Genomic DNA, 23,745 nt, shown 5'->3' on the forward strand with positions numbered 1-23,745 from the left:
CGCGGGCCCGGCGGCTGTTTTTTCGTCAGCCGGACGGCCGACTCGCGCCGGCGGATGCACCGTCGGTGGTGCGGGTGTCGTCCGGTGAGGCGTGTATGTCGCCGCTCCCGGTGCGGGTCGTGCAGGCGTCGCGCGGCGTCCGGAATTCGCTGAGCGATTCGGGAACCATCCGGGGCGTCGCGGACACTACTGGGTATGGATGACGCCGACCCCGGGTTGTGGGCCAGAGTGCGCAGTGGCGACGAGGCGGCCCTTGCCGCGCTGTTCGACCGGCATGAGCCACGGCTGTTCCGCCATGCCGCGCGCCTGCTGACGTCGCGCGAGGACGCGAAGGACGCCGTGACGATCGCGTTCTTCGAGCTGTGGCGCAAGCGGGAGAGCGTCCGTCTCGTCGACGGCTCGCCGTTGCCGTGGCTGCTCACGACGGTCGCCAACTGCGCGCGCAATCTGGAGCGCTCCGGGCGCCGCTACCGAGTGCTGCTCGAACGGACCCCTGCTTCTCACCGCGCTCCCGCACCGACGGCGCACGACGAGAGCGGCGTGCTCGCGAGCCTCAAGAAGCTGCCGCCCCGCGAGCAGAGCGTGATCGTGCTGTCCGTGCTGGAGGGCTATCCCGAGCGGGACATCGCCGACGCCCTCGGCATCCCCATCGGAACCGTCAAGTCCCGGCTCTCGCGCGGCAAGGCGCGACTGCGGGACGAGCTCACGTCTTTGGAGGCGTCATGGGCATGAACGACGACCAGCTCACCCCCGCGGAGCACGCGGCCGTCCGTCAGCGGCTCCTCGCCGGGGCGCGACGCATCGAGCCCGTCGGTCGGCACCGGAACGCATGGATCGCGGGATCGGTCGCCGTCGTCCTGATCCTCGCCCTCGCGGGCGGCGCAGTCGGCATCGGCGGACTCCTCGGAACCGCGCAGCCGCAGCCGGCGACCACCGCCACGGCATCACCGTCACCGTCGCCGACACCCACCGTCACCCCGACGCCGAGCATCTCGCCGACGCCGTCTCTCACCCCGACCGAGCCGCCCCCGCCGGTGCCCGCCGTGGCCTTCGACGGCGACTGCTCGCGGGTGCTGACCGACGAGGAGGCCAGCGAGGCGGCAGGCGAGCCGGTGAGCCTCTTCGGCCGATCGACCGACAGCTCTCTGTACCCGGAGACGACAGCGTCGACCAATCTCCTCGGCGGGATCCAGTGCGCGTGGCGCGGCGAGGAGATCGGGATCGGCAGCTTCGTCTCCGTGACGGTGCTGGACGCGCGAGCCGTTCCCGCGGATGTCACGGACAAGTACTCGGCCTCTGTCTGCACAGGCCTGTCGGCGGTGTGCGAGACGGTGCGCGTGGTCGGCGACGCATGGATCGGCGCCACGGTACCGCGAACAGTCTCGGACCTCGGCTCCCCGACGGAGGACGAACTGCAGAGCATCGACAACGCTCTGGCATTCGTCATCGACGCCGTCTCCTCGCGGCTTCCGGAGACGAGCACCGTCGCCGTTCCCCGCCAGAGCTCGTGGTGGGCGCCGGGATCGTGCGAGGCGCAGCGCGCAGCGGTCGACCGGGCGGCCGGCGGGTCGATGGAGGCGCGGTTCCCCGGCGACTTCGTGCCGGAGGGTCTCACGTGGGACGCCATGGTCGCGGCGGGAGTGATCCAGTGGTGCCCCTGGTATCGGTATTCCGACACGGGGCGTGGGCCGCTCTTCCAGATCTACTCGCAGCCCGGAGCGGCGGCGCCGGACGCAGACTACCTCGAGCGCGCCCGTCTCACGCCCGTCGAGGTCGACGGCGCCGACTCCGCGTGGATCGCGTACAGCGAGACCTACCCGGACGAAGGGATGGTGGTCGCTGTGCGCGGCGACAACCGGCTCACGGTGACGTTCTCCGGCACCACGGAAGACGGGCTTCGTGCGATGGTGGCCGAGCTGCTGCAGGCCGCAGGCTGAGTCGGCGGGTGCTCTCGGGCATCCGCCGACCGGCGGGCCGCGGCATCCTGCCTGTCTAGACTGAATCCTCGTGGTCACACGTCTCTCTACCTTCTTCCTCCGCACCCTTCGCGAGGACCCTTCCGACGCGGAGGTCACCAGCCACCGGCTGCTCGTACGCGCCGGCTACATCCGCCGTCAGGCGCCCGGCGTATTCGCCTGGCTGCCGCTGGGCCTGAAGGTCAAGGCGAAGATCGAGACGATCATCCGCGAGGAGATGGCCGCCGCGGGGGCGTTCGAGGTGCACTTCCCCGCGCTGCTGCCGCGCGAGCCCTACGAGGTGACCGGTCGCTGGGACGAGTACGGCGACGGGCTGTTCCGCCTGCAGGACCGCAAGGGTGCCGACTACCTCCTGGCTCCCACGCACGAGGAGGTCTTCACCCTGCTGGTGAAGGACCTGTACTCGTCGTACAAGGACCTGCCGCTGACGATCTTCCAGATCCAGGACAAGTATCGCGACGAGGCCCGTCCGCGGGCCGGCCTTCTGCGCGGTCGCGAGTTCACCATGAAGGACGCGTACTCGTTCGACGCCACCGATGCGGGACTGGATGCCTCGTACCAGGCGCAGCGCGACGCGTACGAGCGCATCTTCTCCCGCCTCGGTCTCGAGTACGTGATCGTTGCGGCCGACGCGGGTGCCATGGGCGGATCGAAGTCCGAGGAGTTCCTTCACCCGACGGCCATCGGCGAGGACACCTTCGTGCGCTCGGAGGGCGGCTACGCCGCCAACGTCGAGGCGTTCACGACGGTCGTCCCCGACGCGATCCCGTTCGATGGACTGGGGGAGCCCATCATCTTCGACTCGCCCGACACCCCGACGATCACGACGCTCGTGGATCACTCGAACGCGGTGCTCGACGGGTCATACACGGCCGCTGACACGCTCAAGAACGTCGTGCTCGCGCTGACGCACCTCGACGGCTCGCGCGAGCTCGTCGTCGTCGGGCTTCCCGGCGATCGCGACGTGGACGACAAGCGTGTCGAGGTCGCGTTCGCTCCCGCCGAGGTCGAGGCCGCCACGGCCGACGACTTCGAGAAGAACCCTCTGCTGGTGAAGGGCTACATCGGCCCCTGGTCGGCGACCGGCGCCGTGCTCGGCGAGGAGTCCGCGACCGGCATCCGGTACTTCCTGGATCCCCGGGTCGTCGACGGGACCGCCTGGATCACCGGCGCCAACATCGACCAGAAGCACGTCCACTCCCTCGTGGCCGGACGCGACTTCACGTCCGACGGCTTCATCGAGGTCGCGACCGTGCGCGAGGGCGACCCCGCGCCGGACGGATCCGGTCCTGTCAGCCTGGCGCGCGGCATGGAGATCGGGCACGTGTTCCAGCTCGGACGCAAGTACGCAGAGGTGCTCGGGCTCAAGGTGCTCGACGAGAACGGCAAGCTCGTCACGGTCACGATGGGCTCGTACGGCATCGGCGTGACCCGCATCCTCGCGATCATCGCCGAGCTCAACAACGACGACCGCGGCCTGATCTGGCCGGAGTCGGTGGCGCCCTTCGACGTCCACGTCGTCGCGACGGGCCGGGATGCTGCGGCCTTCACGCTCGCCGAGTCGCTGTCGTCGGATCTCGAGGCCGCTGGCTTCGACGTCCTGTTCGACGATCGCCCGAAGGTGTCGCCCGGCGTGAAGTTCGGCGACGCCGAGCTCGTCGGCGTGCCCCGCATCGTCATCGTCGGGCGCGGCGCGGCGGACGGCGAGGTCGAGCTCTGGGACCGTCGGACCGGCGATCGCACGGTCGTCCCCGCGAGCGAGGCCGTGGCCCGACTCACCGCGAGCTGACCTGGCCACGCGCGGGGATCGCCTGCCGCGGGTCGGCGTCCCTCAGGCGGGCGCCGGCTTCCTGCCGGGCGGGACGTCGGACCACGGCGCCTTCCACGCCATCACCGTCAGGACGGCGCCGGCTCTCGGCCGGGCGGGACGTCGGACCACGGCGCCTCCACGCCATTACCGTCAAAACGGCGCCGGCTCTCGGCCGGGCACGACGTCGGACGAGAGCGCCTTCCGACACCGCTGCCGTCAGAACGGTGCCGGCTCGTTGTCGACGCCGCTCTGAAACACCGGCATCCGGCGCTCGGGCTCGACGAGGTAGCGGCGGCCGGTCGGCGATATCCACTCGATGACGCCACCGCTGCCGGCAACCTGCCGCACCGACCACCCGCCGCTGTGCTTGACGTGATGGTGACCGGAGCACAGTGGCGCCAGGTTCTCCAGCGACGTCTCGCCGCCGTCGACCCAGGCCTGGGTGTGGTCGATCTCGCAGCGTGACGCGGGCATCGTGCATCCGGGAGCGAGACATCGCTCGGCCCGCCACCGCACCAGCCGCTTGAGTTCGGGTGGCGGGTCGTAGCGTGTGCGGCCGACGGAGAGGGCGATTCCGGTTTCAGGGTGCGTGAGGATGCGCACCCAGGAGGCGGCGGCACCGCACAGCTCGCGGGCGCGATCGATGCCGATCGGACCGATGCCCTCCACCTCGGCGGGGTGCGTCCTCGCGTGCTCCGGGTCGAGGAGGGAGAGCGCCGGGACGGTGACCAGGACGGTCGGGCGGATGCCCCGGGCGACGGCGCCGTGGTCTGGGCAGATGCCGTCGATGAGCAGGTCGCAGAGGATATCGGCGCGCGCCTGGTCGAGCGACCGATCGCTCGCGCGTTCCGTGAGCGGGCGGTCGTCCCCACTCCCGCGCCCTGTCATCGCCTTCGCCATGCGCGTCAGGCGGTCGAAGACCGCGTGGGCCTCGACCGCCGGGAGGTAGGCCGTCACGCGCATCATGCCGTCGACAGCCGGCTCGATCGTCACGCACCGTTCGGTGACGCCGCGCGCGTGACGCTCGGCGAGCGTCACCGACTCCTCCGTCTCGATCAGACGGCGCAGCCGCCGACGGAACGATCCCGCGGGGAGCGCCCCTGCGAGTTCGACGGCCTCACGCGTCAGTCGGGCAGCAGTCGCAGGATCGGCGGCATCGAGCAGGTCGACGAGATAGCGCGCGTGCTGATCGGTGATCCGCGCGTGCATCATGGCGTCGAGCGCTGCCGGGTAGCGCTCGGCCAAGGCGGTCGAGCCCGCCATGAGGTCGCCGACCGCGTATTCGGTGAGCCGGAGGGCGGCGGCGAGTTCGAGGCGGAGCGAGCGGTCGATCATCTCGTCCGCGACGGCGGAGGAGCCCGCATGCGTCATAAGCTCCCTGCGCAGAGCGGCCACCGAGGCGTACTGCTCCGCCGTCTGCATCGTGAGCACCGCGGCGATGTCGGTGACCTGACCGACCGGGTCGCGCGGCGTGAATGCGGCCGCACGCACGTCGACGTCGTCCCAATAGCCCGGGTAGGGCTCGGTCTCGTCGTCTCGGTACATGATCAGAGTTTAGAACATATGTTCTAGAAATGCGAATGCTTGCGTACATCTGTGAACGGCGAATCCTCCACAGGAGGACGGGTGGAAGCTCCGCCCGTCGCGCTCCGTCGCATGACAGGGTGGAGACATGGAGACCGGATCGACCAACCCGATTCCCCCCGAGGTCACGGAAGACCTCCGCCGCACGATCGAGACCGCAGGGATCACCGAGAGCGCCGATCTCGTGGCGCGCATCCTCGCGACGGGCATCGGCATGGGGCTGGACCGCACCGACCGGCTCGACCTCAAGATCACGACCGCGGCACTTTCCGAGATGCGGGCCGCCTTCCGTCTCTTCGCGCCGTTCTCCGACGTGCCGAAGGTGACCATCTTCGGGTCCGCGCGCACCCGGCCCGATGACGCCGCCTACCGCCAAGCCTCGGATGTGGCGGCGGCGCTCGCCGGCCACGGGTGGATGGTGGTCACGGGCGCGGGTCCGGGCATCATGCAGGCGGCCGCCGAGGGCGCCGGCCCCGATCACTCGCTCGGTGTGTCGATCCGCCTGCCGTTCGAGCAGCGTCCGAACGCGATCGTGGAAGCCAACGCGCGCAACGTCGCGATGAAGTACTTCTTCACGCGGAAGCTGATGCTCGTGAAGGAGTCGAGCGGCTTCGTCTGCGTGCCGGGGGGCTTCGGCACGCTGGACGAGATGTTCGAACTGCTCACCCTGCAGCAGACCGGCAAGGCCGAGCCCACCCCCGTGGTGCTGCTCGACGAGCCGGGCGGCACGTTCTGGAAAGGACTGGAGACGTTCGTCCACGAGCACCTCGAGACCGCCGGCGTGATCTCGCCCCACGATTTCGATCGGGTCGTCATCACCGATTCCGTCGACGAGGCGACAGCCGAGATCATGGGCTTCTGGCGCAACTACGACTCGATGCGGTGGGTCGGCGGACGACTGGTGCTCCGGCTGAAGGCCGCGCCGACGGACGCGGAGATCGAGGAACTCAACGAGCGATTCCCCACCCTGCTGGCGGACGGCCGGATCGAGCGCACCGAGCCCCTGCGGGTCGAGCGCGAAGACGACGACAAGATCGACCTGCCGCGTCTCGTGCTTCGGCTGAACCAGTGGCGCGTCGGTGAGCTGCACCGACTCATTCGCGCACTGAACGACCTGCCCTCGGCACCTTCCGAGACGGCGATCCCGTAACCCGCACCGGCCCGACGGTTCAGTAGCCGGCGGCGCTCCGGATCCTGTCGCGCTCGGCGACGAGGTCCGGGTAGCCGTAGAAGAACCTCAGCTTGTCGGCAACGAGGGAATTGTCCTGTCCCGTCGGCGTGGGTTCCGCGACGAACGTCACGAACGTCTCGGCGAAGTCCTCGCCGACGCTGGTGGCGGCGTACTCGGTCACGAAGTCCGCTTCGTGCTCCGCGTAGAGCGCCGACGCGGCCTCGGGGTCGCCGTTGTCAGCCGCGGGAGCCGACGGACCGTAGTCCTTCCAGAACTCGTCGTCGAACGCGACGATGTACGACTGCGTCCGGGCACACCCGTCGGCGATCTCGAACGTGGTGCAGTCGAGTCGTCCGATGTCCACCTGATCGACCGACAGTGACAGCATGTGGGCGAACTCGTGGACCAGCGTCTCCCTCATGGTCGGGTCCCGCGAGTACGCGAGATTCACTCCGAGCACCCAGAAGCGCGGATCGACGTCGTGGGATACGTAGGCGGCGGTGTCGACGTCGCCCGAGTCACCGGCCCGCATCTCCCTGATCTGGTCCGCGCGTTCCCCGGCCACCTCACGGAAGGCGTCCCACACTTCCTCGGCGCGCGCGCTGGGCTCCGGCTCCAGCACTCCGTCGGAGACACGGTAGACGTTCACCGCATCGAGCGCCTCATCCTCGAACTCGCCGTAGGGGAGCGGATCCGTCCACTTCTCCGTCGGGATCGCGCACCCGGCGAGAACACCCCCGGCCACGAGGGCGGCGACGAGGGAGAGGGCGAGGCGGCGCACGACCTCAGAGTAGGTCACGCGCCGCCCCGGCGAGGAGCGGATCACACGTCCGCCCGCCGCATCCGTCAGCCGACGATGCGCCCGTGATTGGTGATGTCGTCGTCCGGGGTGTCGCGGGTGACCAGCGACTTCAGCATCACAGCCGCCATCGCGATCCTGTTCTTCGCCGGCTCCCAGAACTCCGTCTCGACGGGGGAGACCTTCAGCAGGGTGATCCCCGGGGTGTCGAGGCCGTCCTCGAACCAGATGTCGAGCGACGGCGAGTACAGCTCGGCCATCTTCGCCTCGTCGTGCACGATGCTCGCGCGTCCGGCGACCGAGACGTAGCGCATCCCCTTCGCATCGCAGTAGGCGAGGTTGACGTCATGGTCGGCCTTGGCCTCCTCGACCTTCTTGGTGTCCTCCGAGGTGAAGAACCAGATGTCGCCGTTGTCGTCCATCTCCCGTGTGCTCATCGGGCGGCTGACGAGCCTTCCGGCGTCGTCCTGCGTCGTCAGCATGGTGAAGTCGATGTCCTCGACGAGTTCCTTCACGCGATCGCGTGCTTCCTTGCCTGTCAGTTCCGTCATGACTCGATGCTCCTGCCTGGCCGCATCGATCGCCAAGGTCTTGACATCGTCGGACGGTCGCCCCGACCGCGCCGACCTACGATTGACCGATGGCCGATCACCCCCGTCAGGGCGTCTGGCGCGTGCGCTTCAGTGCGCTGCCGACGCTGCTGGCGCGTACGCCGCCGGGCGTTCGGACGATCGCCGGTCTGGGCGTCGCCGTCCTCGGCGTGATGATCGTCTTCCGCCCTCTGACCTCCCTCCTGCTGCTGTCGGTCTACGTCGGATGCAGCGCGATCATCTCCGGCCTGTTCACCCTGATCGTCCACCGCAGCTCGCCGGAATGGTGGACGCGCGTGTTCGCGGTGCTGTGGCTTCTCGGCGGGACGGCGGTGCTCATCTGGCTGGGGCGCAGCTTCGAGGTCCTTCCCGTCGTCCTGGCCATCCTGATCATCCTCGGCGGGCTGGCCGCGCTGGGCGACGCCGTGCTCGGCGGGAGCGTCAGCGAACGCGTGCTCGCCGCCGCGTGGGGAGGAGCGCAGCTGGCCTTCGGCATCCTCTCCCTGACATGGCCCGACGTCACCCTGCTCGTCGTCGCCGTGGTCTTCGGAGCTCGCACGATCGTCTTCGGCGCGGCATCCGTCATCGGCGGCATTCGGGAGCTCGCGCGGCGCGCGCAGCCGCCGGAGTCCGCGGGCACCGTCGAGCGCGCGCGGGCGCGGCGCGGGCGCGCATGGGCGGCCGGGGGGCGCTACGCGCTGGCCCTCATGCTGATTACGGCGTCCGCCGCCGGCTGGGGGCTCAACGACTGGCTCGCCGACGGCGCCCCCGTCCTCGACGGGTTCTACGACCCGCCGGACGATGTTCCCTCCGAGCACGGGAGGCTCATCCGTGCGGACGACTACGTGGGCTGGCCGCCGGCCGGAGGCGAGGTGCAGCGGATCCTCTACACGACGCAGGATTCGGCCGGCAGGGCGGCCGTCGCCAGCGCGCTCGTCATCACCCCGGTCGACCCGCCGCCCGGGCCCCGACCGGTGGTCAGCTGGAATCACGGCACGACCGGCGTCGCGCGCAGCTGCGCGCCGAGTCTGCGCGAGGATTCCGCGATCGACTGGGCCATCCCGGCGGTGGACGAGGTCATGGCGCGAGGGTGGGTGGTCGTCGCCTCCGACTACTCCGGACAGGGCGCCCCCGGAGTCTTCCCCTACCTGATCGGAGCAGGGGAGGCGCGGTCCTCGCTGGACGCCGTCCTCGCAGCGCGCGAGGCGCAGGCCCGTTCCACCACGGGCTTCGTCGAGCTCGGGTCGGAGGTCGCCGTGTGGGGTCACTCGCAGGGAGGCCACGCTGCCCTGTGGACGGCTCAGCTAGCACGCGACTACACGCCTCAGCTCACGATCGTCGGAACGGCGGTCGCGGCGCCCGTGGCGGACCCGAAAGCGCTCGCCGGTGAACTCATCCGCGGCGGTGCCGGCGCGGAGCTGTCGGTTCTCACCGCCTGGGTGCTGGCCCCCTACAGCCAGACCTATCCCGATGTCTCGCTCAACACCTACGTTACGCCTGCCGCTCGCGCCATCGTCCGGGAGATGACGCAACGATGTCTGCTCGAGCCCGGCGTCGTGGTCTCTCTCGTCAGCGCGCTGGGAGTGTCCGAGGATCGCCCGATCTACTCCGCCGGCCTCATCGGAGGGGCTCTGGGCGACCGGTTGGCCCAGAACGCCGCGACCGGTCCGTTCCCGAGCCCCGTCCTGGCCGTGTGGGGGAGCGCCGACGAGGTCGTTCCGCCGCGCCTGCAGGAGGAGTGGGTCCGCAGCCAGTGCGACGCAGGCACCGCGATCGACAGTGCCGTTCTGGCCGGCTACTCGCATGTCCAGCCGATCACTCCGGGCTCCCGCTTCCTGCCGACCCTCATGCGCTGGACGGCGGAGCGGTTCGACGGAAGGAGTGCACCGGCGGCCGAGTGCGCCGGATGAGCATCCCCGTCGTCACCGCCCGGGTGGTGGCCGGCTCTCCCAGGAGGTTCGGCGCAGCATCCGGTATCGTATGGAGGATGCCGCGGGGCGCGCACGTCCCCGGTGAGAGCTGAATATTGGAGGGCACTGTGGACATCGATCTCGGACTGCTGAGGACGATCGAGCGGGAGAAGGACATCCCCTTCGACGAGCTTGCACGCATCATCGAGCAGGCGATCCTCACCGCCTACGGCCGTCACGTCTCCGAGTCCGGAGAGATCCCCGCCGGCGCGCGGTCGGAGCTCGACCGCAAGACCGGGCACGTCGCCATCTACGCACCCGTCCTCGACGACGAGGGTGCGATCGTGGGCGAAGAGGAGCAGGTTCCCGACGACTTCGGCCGCATCGCCGCCTTCGCCGCCAAGCAGGTCATCAGCCAGCGTCTGCGCGACATCGCCGACGACGCCGTGCTCGGCGAATTCCGCGGCAAGGAGGGCGACATCGTCGCCGGCGTCGTGCAGCAGGGTCCGAACCCGCGCATGGTGCACGTCGACCTGGGCACGGTCGAGGCGATCCTCCCCCCGGAGGAGCAGGTCCCCGGCGAGCAGTACACCCACGGATCGCGCCTGCGCGTCTACGTCACGTCGGTGTCGAAGGGACTCAAGGGTCCGCAGATCACCGTGTCGCGCACGCACCCCGGCCTCGTGCGGAAGCTCTTCTCGCTCGAGGTGCCCGAGATCGCCGCCGGACTGGTGGAGATCGTCTCGCTCGCCCGCGAGGCCGGCCACCGCAGCAAGGTCGCGGTCAAGGCGAACGACCCGTCGATCAACGCCAAGGGCGCCTGCATCGGCGAGCTCGGCCGTCGCGTCCGCGCCGTCACCGAGGAGCTCGGCGGCGAGAAGATCGACATCGTCGACTACGACCCCGAGCTCGCGAAGTTCGTGGCGAACGCGCTGTCCCCGGCGAAGGTGACCTCCAGCTTCATCCTGGATGCCTCGTCCAAGGCCGTCCGCGCGCTGGTGCCGGACTACCAGCTGTCGCTGGCCATCGGCAAGGAAGGCCAGAACGCCCGCCTCGCCGCCAAGCTGACCGGCGCGAAGATCGACATCCAGCCCGACAGCATCCTCGAGGACGCGTGACGCGGACGCCGGTCTCCCCTGAAGCGGAGCGCACGAAGGGGTCGGCGGGCTGAGCCCCCAGGTGTAGAATGGAATCTGTACGAACGTGCGTCGGTTGTCGCGCTCGTGCCTCCCGGTCCTCCCTGCTCAGGGTGGTGGCCATCGATTCCGCGCTCATCCCCGATGAACGTGCGGCGATTCCCGGGAGGGGCGCGTGGGTCCACCCGACTCTCGAGTGTGCGGAGACCGCCATCCGGCGCCGTGCCTTTGTGCGTGCATTGCGTGTGTCGGGTTCGCCCGATGCGCAGACCTTGATCGACCACCTCCAGCGAAACGGCTGAACGGCTATGGAAAAAAAGTGAACGGCTCGAAATGAGTCCCGTCCGCGACTAACGGTCTGCCCTGCCTGGGTGGACCCCAGACAGGAGAATTGTGGCTAACGCCAAACCCCGCGTGCATGAAATCGCCTCCGAGCTCGGAGTCGACAGCAAGGTCGCTCTGGCCAAGCTGAAAGAACTGGGCGAGTTCGTCAAGAGCCCGTCGTCCACCATCGAGCCCCCTGTGGCCCGCAAGCTCCGCGCCGCTCTTCAGGCCGAGGGAGGCGCCGCGAGCGCCGCCGCCCCGTCCAAGCCGGCTGCAGCCACCTCCGGGCGTCCCGCCGGTCGTCCCGGTCCCGTCCGTCCCGCCGGCGGCCCGACCCCCGGCCCCGCGACCCCGGCTCCGGCAGCGCCCGCCGCTCCCACGGCGGCGACGCCCGCCGCTCCGTCGGCACCGCAGCCGTCCGCACCGCAGCCCGCCGCGCCGGCACCCGCCGCAGCGGCCGCGGCCACCCCGGCAGCTCCGTCGGCCTCGACCGAGGCGCCGGCCGCACCCGCGGCATCCGCTCCCACCCCCGGTGGCTCCGCTCCGGCGGCTCCGCGTCCGGGTGGCGCGCCGCGTCCGGGCAACAACCCCTTCGCCTCGGCGCAGGGCATGGGTCAGCGTCCCGCCGGCCCGCGTCCGGGTAACAACCCGTTCGCCTCGGCGCAGGGCATGGGCCAGCGTCCGTCGCCCGGCAACATCCCACGTCCCCAGGCTCCGCGCCCCGGCGCACCTCGTCCCGGCGCACCGCGTCCTGGTGGCGCAGGTCGTCCCGGTGGCGCAGGTCGTCCCGGCGCGCCCTTCCAGCAGCGTCCCGGCGGTCCCGGTCGCCCCGGCGGCGCCGGCGGCGGCTTCCAGCGTCCCGGTGCTCCCGGTGGAGCGCCCGGCGGCGGCGGCTTCGCCGGTCGCCCCGGCGGTGGTGGCGGTCGTGGCCGCGGCCCCGGCGGCGGCACCGCAGGTGCGTTCGGAAAGGGTGGCGGCAAGTCCAAGCAGCGCAAGTCGCGTCGGGCCAAGCGCCAGGAATTCGAGATGCGGTCCGCCCCGGTCGTCGGTGGCGTCAACGTCTCGAAGGGCAACGGCGAGATCATCCGCCTGCGTCGCGGCGCATCGATCGCCGACTTCGCCGACAAGCTCGAGGCGCTGCGCGGCTACACCGTGCAGCCCGGCACGCTCGTGACGATCCTGTTCAACCTGGGTGAGATGGCCACGGCCACCGAGTCGCTCGACGAGGCCACCTTCGAGGTGCTCGGCGAGGAGCTCGGCTACAAGATTCAGATGGTCTCGCCCGAGGACGAGGACAAGGAGCTCCTCGAGGGCTTCGGTCTCGATCTCGAGGCCGAGCTGGAGGCGGAGGACGAGGACGACCTCGAGATCCGGCCTCCCGTCGTGACCGTCATGGGTCACGTCGACCACGGTAAGACCCGACTGCTCGACGCCATCCGCCAGACCAACGTGGTCGCGGGCGAGGCCGGCGGCATCACGCAGCACATCGGTGCGTACCAGGTCTGGACCGAGCACGAGGGCATCGACCGCGCGATCACCTTCATCGACACTCCGGGTCACGAGGCGTTCACCGCCATGCGTGCCCGTGGTGCGCAGGTGACCGACCTCGCGATCCTCGTGGTCGCCGCCGACGACGGCATCATGCCGCAGACGGTGGAGGCGCTGAACCATGCCCAGGCGGCCAACGTGCCGATCGTCGTCGCGGTCAACAAGATCGACAAGCCCGACGCCAACCCCGGCAAGGTGCGCCAGCAGCTCACCGAGTACGGCCTGGTCGCCGAGGAGTACGGCGGAGACGTCATGTTCATCGACGTCTCGGCGCGCAACAACATCGGCATCCAGGACCTCCTGGACGCGGTGCTGCTCACCGCCGACGCCGGGCTCGACCTCACGGCCAACCCGAACAAGGCGGCGCGCGGCGTGGCGATCGAGGCCAAGCTCGACAAGGGTCGCGGTTCCGTGGCCACCGTGCTCATCCAGTCCGGAACGCTGCGGGTCGGCGACGCGATCGTGGCGGGCACCGCTTACGGCCGCGTGCGTGCCATGGCCGACGAGAACGGCGACGCCGTCCTCGAGGCATGGCCGTCGCGTCCGGTGCAGGTGCAGGGTCTGAACTCCGTGCCCCGTGCCGGCGACACCTTCATCGTCACCGAGGAGGACCGTCTCGCCCGTCAGATCGCCGAGAAGCGCGAGGCCGCCGAGCGCAACGCCCAGCTGGCCAAGGCCCGCAAGCGCATCTCGCTCGAGGACTTCACCCGTGCTCTCCAGGAGGGCAAGGTCGAGTCGCTCAACCTCATCATCAAGGGCGACGTGTCGGGTGCCGTCGAGGCGCTCGAGGAGTCGCTCCTCAAGATCGAGGTCGACGATTCGGTGCAGCTGCGGATCATCCACCGCGGTGTCGGTGCGATCACCGAGTCGGATGTGAACCTGGCGACGATCGACAACGCGATCATCATCGGCTTCAACGTCCGCCCCGACCCGAAGGCCCGCGAGCGGGCGTCGCGCGAAGGCGTGGACATCCGCTTCTACTCGGTCATCTACAACGCGATCGACGACGTCGAGCAGTCCCTCACGGGCATGCTCAAGCCGGAGTTCGAAGAGGTGCAGTCGGGTGTCGCCGAGATCCGCGAGGTGTTCCGCTCCTCGAAGTTCGGCAACATCGCCGGTGTCATCGTGCGGTCGGGAACGATCACGCGAAACGCCAAGGCGCGTGTCATCCGCGACGGCATCGTGCTGGCCGACGGCCTGGCCATCGAGTCGCTGCGTCGGTTCAAGGACGACGTCACCGAGGTGCGCACGGACTTCGAGGCCGGTATCGGCCTCGGCAAGTTCAACGACATCCAGATCGGCGACGAGATCGAGACCACCGAGATGGTGGAGAAGCCCCGGAGCTGAGCTCCGAGACCGTCAGGATGCCCCGCCCTTCACGGGGCGGGGCATCCTGTCATTCACCCGCCGTCGCGGCGGGTTCGCACAGAGGGAGAGATCATGGCAGGCGAACGACAGGCACGAGTGGCCGACAGGATCCGGGTGGTGCTGGCCGAGCGGCTCGAGAAGGGCCTCCGCGACCCGCGTCTCGGATTCGTGACCATCACCGACGTGAAGGTGACCGGCGACCTCCAGCACGCCTCCGTGTTCTACACCGTCATGGGCGACGAGGCGCTGCGCGCCGACACCGCCGCGGCTCTCAAGTCAGCCAGCGGCCTGCTGCGGACCGAGGTCGGCAAGCACCTCAACACTCGTCTCACGCCGTCGCTCGAGTTCTTCCTCGACGCGATCCCTGAGAACGCCGACCACATCGCGGCCCTGCTGCGCGAGGCGCGCGAGCGCGACGCCGCCGTGGCGGGTCTGGCCTCGACGGCGACGTACGCCGGCGACGCGGACCCGTACGTCAAGTCGCGCGATGCGGACGACGACGTGGCCGCCGCGCCCACGAGCGACGTCGCGAACGATGCCTCCGACGACGACGGCTCCGACGACAACGACGACGCGTCCGACGGCGACGCGAAGGCATCCGCCACGTCCTGACCGGGCAGGGCGGCGGTCGCCAGTCTCACGCTGCCGGCCGCCCTCCGTCGCCCCCCCCCCGCGCGACTGAGCACGATCTCCGCCGCAGGGGGGAGGTCGCGCTCCCGCGCCGTCGATAGCGTCGGAGCATGACCGCTTCCCGCGTCGACCTCCCCGCCGTCACCGTGTTCGCCGTCAGCTCCGTCGTGCTCGCCTGGCTGGTCGCGCTGCCCCTGTGGCTGCGCGGAGAGGGACTGACCGACATCCTGCTGGCCCCCACCGCGGCGGCGATGATGTTCACGCCCGCCCTCGCCACTGTGCTGGCCCTGCTCGTGCAGCGGCGCACCCGAGGTCGTCGCGGCGCGCGCGCGGTGCTGCGCGAGCTCGGCATGTGGCCGCTGCGTCCCGCGCGGCGAACGGTCGGCGTCGCGGTGGCCATGATCGTCGCGATGCCGCTGATCCTCATCGTCGGGCTCGGCGTGATGGCCCGGACGGGTGCCGTCACGCTCGACCTGACCGACTTCTCGGGGTTCGCGCAGGCGCTGCAGACGGGCGTGCCCGCCGGCATCGAGCTGCCCCCGGTGCAGCTGCTGGTCGCGCTCCAGCTCGCCTCCATCCCGCTCGCCGCCGTCATCAACGCGCCGTTCGCGTTCGGCGAGGAGGTCGGGTGGCGGGGCTGGCTGCTGCCGGCCCTCCGCCCCCTGGGCACGTGGCCGGCGCTGCTCGTCTCGGGCGCCTTCTGGGGGCTGTGGCACGCACCGCTGATCCTGCTGGGCTACAACTTCGCCGAGCCCAACCCGCTCGGGGTCGTCCTGATGATCGTGGCGTGCTCCCTGTTCGGCGTGATCCTGGGGTGGAGCCGCCTGCGCACGGCGTCGGTCTGGCCGGCGGTGTTCGCGCACGGCGCCTTCAACGCGTCCGCCGGCGTGGGGGTGCTGCTCGTCGCCGCCGATTCCCCGGTGCCGTCCGCGGCGATCGCGGGCCCGCTCGGCGTGATGACGTGGGTCGTGTTCGCGCTGGCGATCGGGGTGCTCCTGGTGTCGGGCCAGTTCCGCGGCGATCGGCTTCAGGCGGAGCTGCGCCCCGACCCCGTGCGGCCGGCCGTCGCACCCGTCTCCGGGTGAGCCGGCAGGCGCAGCAGTGAATCGGATGCTTCGGCGAGCCCGTCCGCGATGAGCGAGTCGATCGCGCGATCGCGCTGAGCGCCGTCCGGCCAATCCGCGAGAACCGCGGTCAGCGGAACCGGGTCGGGTGCGGCATCCCGCAGCGTTCTGAGGACCGCACCGCGCGCCTGCCGGTCGCTGCCCTCGTAGCGCGCCTGCCGGCGGCGCTCGTCGCCGGTGTCGGGATAGCCCGCGGCGCGCCAGGCGCAGCGGTCCGCGAGCGGGCAGGCGCCGCAGCGCGGCGCACGGGCGGTGCAGACGACCGCGCCCAGCTCCATGGCCGCGGCGTTGACGATCGCGGCTGCGGAGTCGTCGGCGGGCAGCACCGCCGCCATCGCGGCGAGGTCGCGCTTGGCGGGCGGTCCGGGCTGCGAGCGCCCGTCGACCGTGCGGGCGAGCACGCGCCGCGTGTTCGTGTCGACGACGGGATGCCGGTCGCCGTAGGCGAACACCGACACCGCCCTCGCCGTGTAGTCGCCGATGCCGGTGAGGGCGAGGAGGGCCTCGACGTCGCGCGGCACCACGTCGCCGTGGCGCTCGGCGATCTCGCCCGCGGCGCGGTGCAGCCAGATGGCGCGGCGGGGATAGCCGAGGTTCGCCCACTGCCGGACGGCCTCCGCGGGGGCGTCGGCGGCGAGGTCGGACGGTCGCGGCCAGCGCAGCAGCCATGCCTCGAGGTGGGGGATGACCCGCGTCACGGGCGTCTGCTGCAGCATGAACTCGCTGACGAGCACGCCCCAGGCATCGAACCCCTCGCGCCGCCAGGGCAGGTCGCGCCGGTGCTCCGCGTACCAGGCGATGAGGGGCGTCGCGAGGTCGGGCACGGCTCTCACCCTAAGCCGCACCGACGCACGGCGGCCCGCACCGTGGCCACGCGCCCGCCGTAGGCTGGGAGCGTGCGACTGCCCACGACCCCGGTGACCTCCCTCTGGCGCGATCTGCGTGATGAGGTGCGGCACAACTACCCGGCCGGGCGCGTCGTGCTGGCGGTCGACGGTGTCGACGGCGCAGGCAAGACCACCTTCGCCGACGGCCTCGCCGAGGCGTTCTCCGAGGCGGGCTCAGCGGTCTACCGCGCGAGCATCGACGGCTTCCACCGCCCCCGGTCCGAACGCTACGCGCGCGGCCGGGACTCCGCGGAGGGGTTCTACCGCGACTCCTACGACTACGCGACGTTCCGCCGCGTGCTGCTCGACCCGTTCCGGGAGGGCGCCCAGACCGGGGCGTCCACCGGCTTCCAGCTCTCCGCCTTCGACGTCACCCGCGACGCGCCCGTCGAGGCCGCGTGGGTGACCGCCCCGCGGGACGCCGTGCTCATCGTGGACGGCATCTTCCTGAACCGGCCCGAACTGCGCGGCCTCTGGAACTGGGCGCTGTGGCTCGAGGTGCCCTACGCCGTGTCCTTCGCGCGGATGGCCCTGCGCGACGGATCCGACCCCGACCCCGATGCGCCCGCGAACGCCCGCTACCGCGGCGGGCAGGAGCTGTACCGCCGGGAGGCGCGGCCCAGCGCCGCCGCGACCGCAATCGTCGAGAACAGCGACCTCGCGCATCCGGTCCGCATCTTCGGGGACTACTGCTGATGGCCGGACCCACCGGCATCCTCCTCGTCGACAAGCCGGGCGGCATCACGAGCCACGACGCCGTCTCCCGCACCCGCAAGGCGCTGAACACCCGCAAGGTCGGACACGCCGGCACGCTCGACCCGATGGCGACCGGCCTGCTGGTGCTGGGTGTCGGCCACGCCACGCGGCTGCTGACCTACATCGTCGGTCTCGACAAGACCTACGAGGCCACCATCCGCCTCGGCTCGTCGACGTCGACCGACGACCGCGAGGGGGAGACCCTCACGACAGCGGATGCCGCGGCGATCGCCGCGCTGACCGATGACGCCGTCGACGCCGGCATCGCGGCGCTCACCGGCGAGATCTCGCAGGTGCCGAGCACCGTCTCGGCGATCAAGGTCGACGGGCGTCGCGCCTACGACCTCGCCCGCGCGGGTGAGGACGTGCAGCTCAAGGCCCGCGCCGTCACCGTCAGCCGGTTCGACGTGCGGGCGCGCCGCTCCTCGTCGGAGAGCCTCGACCTCGACGTCGCCGTGGACTGCACCAGCGGCACCTACATCCGGGCGCTCGCCCGCGATCTCGGCGAGGCGCTCGGCGTCGGCGGCCACCTCACGGCCCTGCGTCGCACCCGCATCGGACCGTTCGAGGTGGACCAGGCGACCGCGGTCGACGCCATCGGACCGGACGGCCTGCTCACGCCGGCGGCGGTCGCGACCGCCGTCCTGGGCGCCCTCCCGGTGTCGGGCGACGAGGCCCGCGACCTGCGCCACGGCAAGCGCCTCGCCGGTGCCGCCGGCCGCGTCGAGCGCTTCCCGAGCGCCGCGGTCGACCCGGCGGGCGCGCTCGTGGGGATCGTGGAGCGCCGGGGGCCGGACGTGAAGAGCGTCATGAACCTGCCGGGGGAGGAGAGCGCGTGATCCTGTGGCTGACCCTCGTGGGGGTGGGGCTCGCCGTTCTCGCCGGACTCCTGTGCGTCGTGCTCGGCCTGGCCGGCCGCCGGCCCAGCGACCTCTCGGTCGGCTCGCTGGCCCTCGTCGAGCTGTACCTCGTCGTGCAGGTCGTGACGTCGATCGTGGCGCCTCTCACCGGCAACCCGCCGACCGGCAGCCTGCTGGAGTTCTGGGTCTACCTGGTCTCCGCGGTGCTCGTGCCGCCCGCCGCGGTGTTTTGGGCGCTCCTGGAGCGCAGCCGCTGGAGCACCGTCATCATGGGTGTCGCCGCGCTCGCCGTGGCCGTCATGGTGTGGCGCATGTACGCGATCTGGACCATCCAGGTCGCGTGAGCCCGCCGGACGTCCGCCGGCGCACGGCAACTAAGCTGGAGGGCGACATGTCCACCGCACCCACCTCGCGCCGCATGACCGGGATCAGCCGGGTCCTCGTCGTCGTCTACGCGATCATGGCGCTCGCCGCCACCGGACGCTCGTTCGTCCAGATCGCCGAGAGATTCGATGAGGCGCCGGTGGCGTACACGCTGTCGGCCGCGTCGGCCGTCGTCTACATCATCGCCACGCTCGGGCTCGTCTTCGCCCGCTTCGAGGCCTGGTACCGCATCGCGTGGGTCGCCATCGTCTTCGAGCTCGTCGGGGTGCTGGTGGTGGGCACCCTGTCGCTGGTCCTCCCCGAGCTGTTCGCCCACCCCACGGTGTGGTCATGGTTCGGGCTGGGCTACCTCTTCATCCCGCTGGTCCTGCCGTTCTTCGGGCTCTGGTGGCTCGTCGCCCACCGCCGCGGGCGTCCCGTCGCCCGTCGTCCCGTCGCCGCGGCATCCGAGCGATGATCGTCTTCCGCGATCCGTCCGAGGTCCCCGCCGACTTCGGTCCCTCGATCGCCGCCATCGGCAAGTTCGACGGGGTGCACGCCGGTCATCGCGCCGTCATCAACAAGGCGAGGGTGGATGCCGCGGCCACCGGCGCGCGCCTGGTCGCGGTCACGTTCGACCGCAACCCGCTGAGCCTCCTGCGTCCCGACAAGTGCCCGGAGAGCCTCATCGGCGTCACGCAGAAGCTCACCTTCCTCGGCGAGACCGGCGTGGACGCGACCCTGCTGCTGACCTTCGACGAGGCGCTGGCGAACCTCACGGCCCGCGAGTTCGTCGAGCACGTGCTGGTCGGCTCGCTCGCCGTGCGCACCGTCCTCGTCGGCGAAGACTTCCGCTTCGGCCGCGGTGGCGCCGGCGACCCCGCGCTGCTGGCGGAGATGGGCGGCGAACTCGGGTTCCGGGTTGAGGTCGTCGACGACATCCGCTCGGTCGACCGCGACCGCCGGGTCTCCTCGACCTGGATCCGCGAGCTGCTCGCGGAGGGCGACGTCGAGGGCGCCGGCCGGCTGCTCGGTCGCCCGCACGCGGTCTGGGGCGAGGTCGTGCACGGACTCAAGCGCGGTCGCGAACTCGGCTATCCGACGGCGAACCTCTCGGCCGACCTCGAGGGCTTCGTGCCCGCCGACGGCGTCTACGCCGGCTGGCTCGTCGACGAGGGCGTCCAGGGCGGCACCCGGCGACAGGTGCGGTACCCCGCGGCCATCAGCATCGGCACCAACCCGACCTTCGACGACGTGCCGGTGCGCCAGGTCGAGGCCTACGTGCTCGACGAGACCGACCTCGACCTCTACGGCCACCACGTCGAGGTGCAGTTCACCGCGCGCATCCGCGGCATGGTCGCCTTCGGCGGCATCGACGCCCTCATCGCCCAGATGGGCGACGACGTCAGCCGCGTCCGTGCCGCGCTCACGTGAGCGGCGGCATCCGTAGATCCCGATCGAGCGCCGTCCTACGATCATTCCCATCCCCACCATTCAGGAGTCGCGCATGAGCCGCACCGATCTGCAGACGCTGCCCGAGCGTGCCCTCGACCTCTTGGGGGGCCAGCCCGACGACGCCACGCTCGGTCGCTACCTCCACGGGCTGCCCGGCGTCGACGCCGTCGGCCTCGAGCAGCGCGCCGCCGCGCTGGGCACGCGTTCCATAAAGACGTCGTCGAAGCTGTGGGCGCTCGAGCGCATCATCCAGCTGATCGACCTCACCACCCTCGAGGGCTCCGACACCCCGGGCAAGGTGCGCTCGCTCGTCGCGAAGGCGCTGCGACCGGATGCCTCGGACCCGACGTGCCCGAGGGTGGCGGCCGTGTGCGTCTACGGCGACATGGTGCCCGACGCCGTCGGGGCGCTCGGTGCCGCCCACGGCGACCCCGACGACGGGCTCATCAGCGTCGCGGCCGTCGCCACGGCGTTCCCGAGCGGCCGCGCCTCGCTCGAGGTCAAGCTGCGCGACACGGCGGAGGCCGTGGCCGCCGGCGCCGACGAGATCGACATGGTCATCGATCGCGGCGCCTTCCTCTCCGGGCGCTACGGCCTCGTGTTCGAGCAGATCGCGCGCGTCAAGGAGGCGTGCCGTCGTCCGGACGGCACCGCCGCCTCGCTCAAAGTGATCCTCGAGACCGGCGAGCTCACCACCTACGACAACATCAAGCGCGCATCCTGGCTCGCCATCCTCGCGGGCGGCGATTTCATCAAGACGTCCACCGGCAAGGTGCAGCCCGCGGCCACCCTGCCCACCACACTGCTGATGCTCGAAGTCGTCCGCGACTGGCACCGCGCCACGGGCGAGAAGGTCGGGGTCAAGCCCGCGGGCGGCATCCGCACCTCGAAAGACGCCATCAAGTACCTCGTGACGGTCGCCGAGACCGTGGGCGAGGAGTGGCTTCAGCCGCACCTGTTCCGCTACGGCGCCTCGAGCCTGCTCAACGACGTGCTGCTCCAGCGCCAGAAGATGCGCTCCGGGAACTACTCCGGCGCCGACTACGTGACGATCGACTGATGCCGGTCTGCGCACCGCAATCGAAAGGTCAGGGATGAGCTTCCTGGAATACGCCCCCGCGCCCGAGTCGCGCTCCGTCCTGCGGCTCCGTGAGGACTACGGCCTCTTCATCGACGGCGAGTTCCGCGCCGGCCGCGGAGAACCGTTCGCGACGATCTCGCCGGCGGACGAGTCGCACATCGCCATGATCGCGCAGGCCGACGAGGCCGACGTCGCCGACGCCGTCGCCGCCGCGCGCCGCGCCTACGACACCGTGTGGTCGACGATGAGCGGCCGCGACCGCGGCAAGTACCTGTACCGCATCGCCCGCCTCGTGCAGGAGCGCGCCCGCGAGCTCGCCGTCGCCGAGAGCCTCGACAACGGCAAGCCGATCAAGGAGAGCCGCGACGTCGACGTGCCGCTCGTGGCCGCGTGGTTCTTCTCCTACGCCGGATGGGCCGACAAGCTCGACTACGCCGGGCTCGGCGCGAACCCGCGTGCCCTGGGTGTCGCCGGTCAGATCATCCCGTGGAACTTCCCCCTGTTGATGCTGGCGTGGAAGATCGCCCCGGCGCTCGCCGCCGGCAACACCGTCGTGCTCAAGCCCGCCGAGACCACGCCGCTGTCGGCGCTGATCTTCGCCGAGATCCTGCAGCAGGCCGACCTGCCGCCCGGTGTGGTGAACATCGTCACCGGTGCGGGCGCCACCGGCGTGGCGCTCGTCGCGGCCGACATCGACAAGGTCGCCTTCACCGGCTCGACCGGCGTCGGCCGCGCGATCGCCAAGCAGGTCGCGGGCACCGGCAAGAAGCTGACGCTCGAGCTCGGCGGCAAGGCGGCGAACATCGTCTTCGACGACGCCCCCATCGATCAGGCCATCGAGGGCGTCGTCAACGGCATCTTCTTCAACCAGGGTCACGTCTGCTGCGCGGGCAGCCGCCTGCTGGTGCAGGAGTCCATCCACGACGAGGTCGTCGCGCGCCTCAAGGAGCGCCTGTCGACCCTGCGCCTCGGCGATCCGCTCGACAAGAACACCGACATCGGCGCCATCAACTCCGCCGAGCAGCTCGAGCGCATCCGCACGCTCACCGCGGCCGGCGAGGAGGAGGGCGCCGAGCGCTGGAGCCCCGACTGCGTGCTGCCCGACAACGGCTTCTGGTTCGCACCGACGATCTTCACCGGCGTCGAGACCAGCCACCGCATCGCGCGCGAGGAGATCTTCGGGCCCGTGCTGTCGGTGCTGTCGTTCCGCACGCCCGCCGAGGCGATCGCGAAGGCGAACAACACCCCCTACGGCCTGTCCGCGGGCATCTGGTCTGACAAGGGCAGCCGCATCCTCGCCGTGGCCGACAAGCTCCGCGCGGGCGTCGTGTGGGCGAACACCTTCAACAAGTTCGACCCCGCCTCGCCGTTCGGCGGCTACAAGGAGTCCGGCTACGGCCGGGAGGGCGGACGCCAGGGCCTCGCCGCCTACCTCGCCCCCGCAGCATCCGCCACCGCTCTCACAGCGGCGCCGGCGAGACCGAAGCGCTCCGCGAGAAAGGCGGCCGCGAAATGACGCGCCTCTCCGTCCCCAAGACCTACAAGCTCTACATCGGCGGCTCCTTCCCGCGCAGCGAGTCGGGGCGCACCTACGAGATCCGCGCGGCCGACGGGTCGTTCCTGGCCAACGCCGCACAGGCCTCCCGCAAGGACGCGCGTGACGCCGTCGTGGCCGCACGCGCGGCGGTCAAGGGCTGGTCGGGCGCCACCGCCTACAACCGCGGACAGGTGCTCTACCGCATCGCCGAGCTCCTCGAAGGCCGGCGTGCGCAGTTCATCGACGAGATCGTTCAGGTCGAGGGCGTGTCGGCGGAGGCCGCTGCGGCGCAGGTCGACGAGGCCATCGACCGCTGGGTCTGGTACGCCGGCTGGACCGACAAGCACGCGCAGGTCGCCGGCAACGCGAACCCCGTCGCCGGTCCGTACTTCAACATCTCGGTGCCCGAGCCCACGGGCGTCGTGGCCGTCATCGCGCCGCAGGACTCGTCGCTCCTGGGGCTGGTCTCGGCCGTCGCGCCGCCGCTCGTCACCGGCAACGCCGTCGTCGTGGTCGCCAGCGAGCGCTACCCGCTGTCGGCGATCTCGCTCGCCGAGGTGCTCGCGACGAGCGACGTGCCCGGGGGAGTCGTCAACGTGCTCACGGGCTCGCCCGCTGAGATCGCGCCATGGCTGGCCGCGCACGCGGACGTCAACGCGCTCGACCTCGTCGGCGCGGGCGCCCTGGACTGGGTGGACCTGCAGATCACGGCCGCCGACACGCTGACCCGGGTGCTGCCGCCCGAAGAGGGACCGGATGCCGCGGCTCCGAGCCTCGAGCGCATCAGCGCGTTCACCGAGATCAAGACGGTGTGGCACACCAAGAGCCTGATCTGA

General features: G+C 70.9%; 22 protein-coding genes. 18 read left to right on the forward strand and 4 right to left on the reverse strand.

Annotated elements, in window-relative coordinates; translation table 11 throughout:
• The first annotated feature begins 195 nt into the window (after positions 1-195).
• The 3 genes from CVS47_RS04860 to CVS47_RS04870 all read left to right on the forward strand — a co-directional run bounded on the left by CVS47_RS04860 (position 196) and on the right by CVS47_RS04870 (position 3,765).
• Positions 196-732 (forward strand): RNA polymerase sigma factor, encoded by a 537-nt coding sequence (locus CVS47_RS04860; RefSeq protein WP_127095080.1) that lies wholly within the window; start codon positions 196-198, stop codon positions 730-732.
• Positions 723-1,937: a hypothetical protein gene (locus CVS47_RS04865; protein ID WP_206502754.1), complete on the forward strand. Its 1,215-nt coding sequence runs from the start codon at positions 723-725 to the stop codon at positions 1,935-1,937. The genes CVS47_RS04860 and CVS47_RS04865 overlap by 10 nt, the downstream gene beginning before the upstream one ends.
• A 70-nt stretch (positions 1,938-2,007) precedes the next feature.
• Positions 2,008-3,765 (forward strand): proline--tRNA ligase, encoded by a 1,758-nt coding sequence (locus CVS47_RS04870; protein WP_127095082.1) that lies wholly within the window; start codon positions 2,008-2,010, stop codon positions 3,763-3,765.
• A gap of 237 nt (positions 3,766-4,002) precedes the next feature.
• Here CVS47_RS04870 and CVS47_RS04875 read toward each other — a convergent pair whose 3' ends face one another.
• Positions 4,003-5,331 carry an HNH endonuclease gene (locus CVS47_RS04875; protein ID WP_241240283.1) on the reverse strand — a complete coding sequence of 443 codons (1,329 nt, stop codon included), beginning with the start codon at positions 5,329-5,331 and terminating at the stop codon, positions 4,003-4,005.
• Positions 5,332-5,458: 127 nt separating this feature from the next.
• Between CVS47_RS04875 and CVS47_RS04880 the strand changes: the two genes are divergently transcribed.
• Complete coding sequence (locus CVS47_RS04880) at positions 5,459-6,520, forward strand: LOG family protein (RefSeq protein WP_127095083.1); 1,062 nt, start codon at positions 5,459-5,461, stop codon at positions 6,518-6,520.
• A 19-nt stretch (positions 6,521-6,539) separates the two neighbouring features.
• Here CVS47_RS04880 and CVS47_RS04885 read toward each other — a convergent pair whose 3' ends face one another.
• Entirely contained in the window at positions 6,540-7,340 is an 801-nt protein-coding gene (locus CVS47_RS04885; RefSeq protein ID WP_127095084.1) for an NADH:ubiquinone oxidoreductase subunit 4 (chain M), read from the reverse strand.
• Between the two features lie 47 nt (positions 7,341-7,387).
• Positions 7,388-7,891: a pyridoxamine 5'-phosphate oxidase family protein gene (locus CVS47_RS04890; RefSeq protein WP_127095085.1), complete on the reverse strand. Its 504-nt coding sequence runs from the start codon at positions 7,889-7,891 to the stop codon at positions 7,388-7,390.
• Positions 7,892-7,980: 89 nt separating this feature from the next.
• Between CVS47_RS04890 and CVS47_RS04895 the strand changes: the two genes are divergently transcribed.
• The 6 genes from CVS47_RS04895 (at position 7,981) to CVS47_RS04920 (ending at position 15,931) form a co-directional block, all read left to right on the forward strand.
• The gene (locus CVS47_RS04895) at positions 7,981-9,840 is read left to right on the forward strand and encodes a lipase family protein (protein ID WP_127095086.1); all 1,860 of its coding nucleotides are present in this window, start codon (positions 7,981-7,983) and stop codon (positions 9,838-9,840) included.
• Positions 9,841-9,968: 128 nt separating this feature from the next.
• Positions 9,969-10,958: a transcription termination factor NusA gene (nusA, locus tag CVS47_RS04900; protein ID WP_127095087.1), complete on the forward strand. Its 990-nt coding sequence runs from the start codon at positions 9,969-9,971 to the stop codon at positions 10,956-10,958.
• Between the two features lie 68 nt (positions 10,959-11,026).
• Positions 11,027-11,278: a YlxR family protein gene (locus CVS47_RS04905; protein WP_127095088.1), complete on the forward strand. Its 252-nt coding sequence runs from the start codon at positions 11,027-11,029 to the stop codon at positions 11,276-11,278.
• A gap of 112 nt (positions 11,279-11,390) precedes the next feature.
• Positions 11,391-14,195 carry a translation initiation factor IF-2 gene (gene infB, locus CVS47_RS04910; protein WP_127095089.1) on the forward strand — a complete coding sequence of 935 codons (2,805 nt, stop codon included), beginning with the start codon at positions 11,391-11,393 and terminating at the stop codon, positions 14,193-14,195.
• A gap of 93 nt (positions 14,196-14,288) precedes the next feature.
• A complete protein-coding gene (rbfA, locus tag CVS47_RS04915) occupies positions 14,289-14,828 on the forward strand; it encodes a 30S ribosome-binding factor RbfA (protein WP_127095090.1) in 540 nt (179 codons plus the stop codon).
• A 128-nt stretch (positions 14,829-14,956) separates the two neighbouring features.
• Complete coding sequence (locus CVS47_RS04920; RefSeq protein ID WP_127095091.1) at positions 14,957-15,931, forward strand: CPBP family intramembrane glutamic endopeptidase; 975 nt, start codon at positions 14,957-14,959, stop codon at positions 15,929-15,931.
• Here CVS47_RS04920 and CVS47_RS04925 read toward each other — a convergent pair.
• Positions 15,874-16,794, reverse strand: coding sequence for an HhH-GPD family protein (locus tag CVS47_RS04925; RefSeq protein WP_127095092.1), 921 nt, complete (start codon positions 16,792-16,794; stop codon positions 15,874-15,876). The genes CVS47_RS04920 and CVS47_RS04925 overlap by 58 nt on opposite strands.
• Before the next feature lie 72 nt (positions 16,795-16,866).
• Between CVS47_RS04925 and CVS47_RS04930 the strand changes: the two genes are divergently transcribed.
• The 8 genes from CVS47_RS04930 to CVS47_RS04965 all read left to right on the forward strand — a co-directional run bounded on the left by CVS47_RS04930 (position 16,867) and on the right by CVS47_RS04965 (position 23,745).
• Positions 16,867-17,553: a nucleoside/nucleotide kinase family protein gene (locus tag CVS47_RS04930; RefSeq protein ID WP_127095093.1), complete on the forward strand. Its 687-nt coding sequence runs from the start codon at positions 16,867-16,869 to the stop codon at positions 17,551-17,553.
• Positions 17,553-18,452 (forward strand): tRNA pseudouridine(55) synthase TruB, encoded by a 900-nt coding sequence (truB, locus tag CVS47_RS04935; protein ID WP_127095094.1) that lies wholly within the window; start codon positions 17,553-17,555, stop codon positions 18,450-18,452. Before CVS47_RS04930 ends, truB begins: the two co-directional genes overlap by 1 nt.
• The gene (locus tag CVS47_RS04940) at positions 18,449-18,817 is read left to right on the forward strand and encodes a hypothetical protein (protein ID WP_127095095.1); all 369 of its coding nucleotides are present in this window, start codon (positions 18,449-18,451) and stop codon (positions 18,815-18,817) included. Before truB ends, CVS47_RS04940 begins: the two co-directional genes overlap by 4 nt.
• A gap of 47 nt (positions 18,818-18,864) precedes the next feature.
• On the forward strand, positions 18,865-19,314 hold the full coding sequence (locus CVS47_RS04945) for a hypothetical protein (RefSeq protein ID WP_127095096.1): 450 nt from the start codon (positions 18,865-18,867) through the stop codon (positions 19,312-19,314).
• Entirely contained in the window at positions 19,311-20,270 is a 960-nt protein-coding gene (locus CVS47_RS04950; protein WP_127095097.1) for a bifunctional riboflavin kinase/FAD synthetase, read from the forward strand. The genes CVS47_RS04945 and CVS47_RS04950 overlap by 4 nt, the downstream gene beginning before the upstream one ends.
• Before the next feature lie 73 nt (positions 20,271-20,343).
• Positions 20,344-21,351, forward strand: a complete 1,008-nt coding sequence (gene deoC, locus CVS47_RS04955; RefSeq protein ID WP_127095098.1) for a deoxyribose-phosphate aldolase — start codon at positions 20,344-20,346, stop codon at positions 21,349-21,351.
• A gap of 34 nt (positions 21,352-21,385) precedes the next feature.
• Complete coding sequence (locus CVS47_RS04960) at positions 21,386-22,888, forward strand: aldehyde dehydrogenase family protein (RefSeq protein ID WP_127095099.1); 1,503 nt, start codon at positions 21,386-21,388, stop codon at positions 22,886-22,888.
• Positions 22,885-23,745, forward strand: a complete 861-nt coding sequence (locus CVS47_RS04965) for an aldehyde dehydrogenase family protein (protein WP_127095100.1) — start codon at positions 22,885-22,887, stop codon at positions 23,743-23,745. The genes CVS47_RS04960 and CVS47_RS04965 overlap by 4 nt, the downstream gene beginning before the upstream one ends.

It is taken from the genome of Microbacterium lemovicicum (assembly GCF_003991875.1).
In the GTDB taxonomy this organism is placed as follows: Bacteria; Actinomycetota; Actinomycetes; order Actinomycetales; family Microbacteriaceae; genus Microbacterium; species Microbacterium lemovicicum.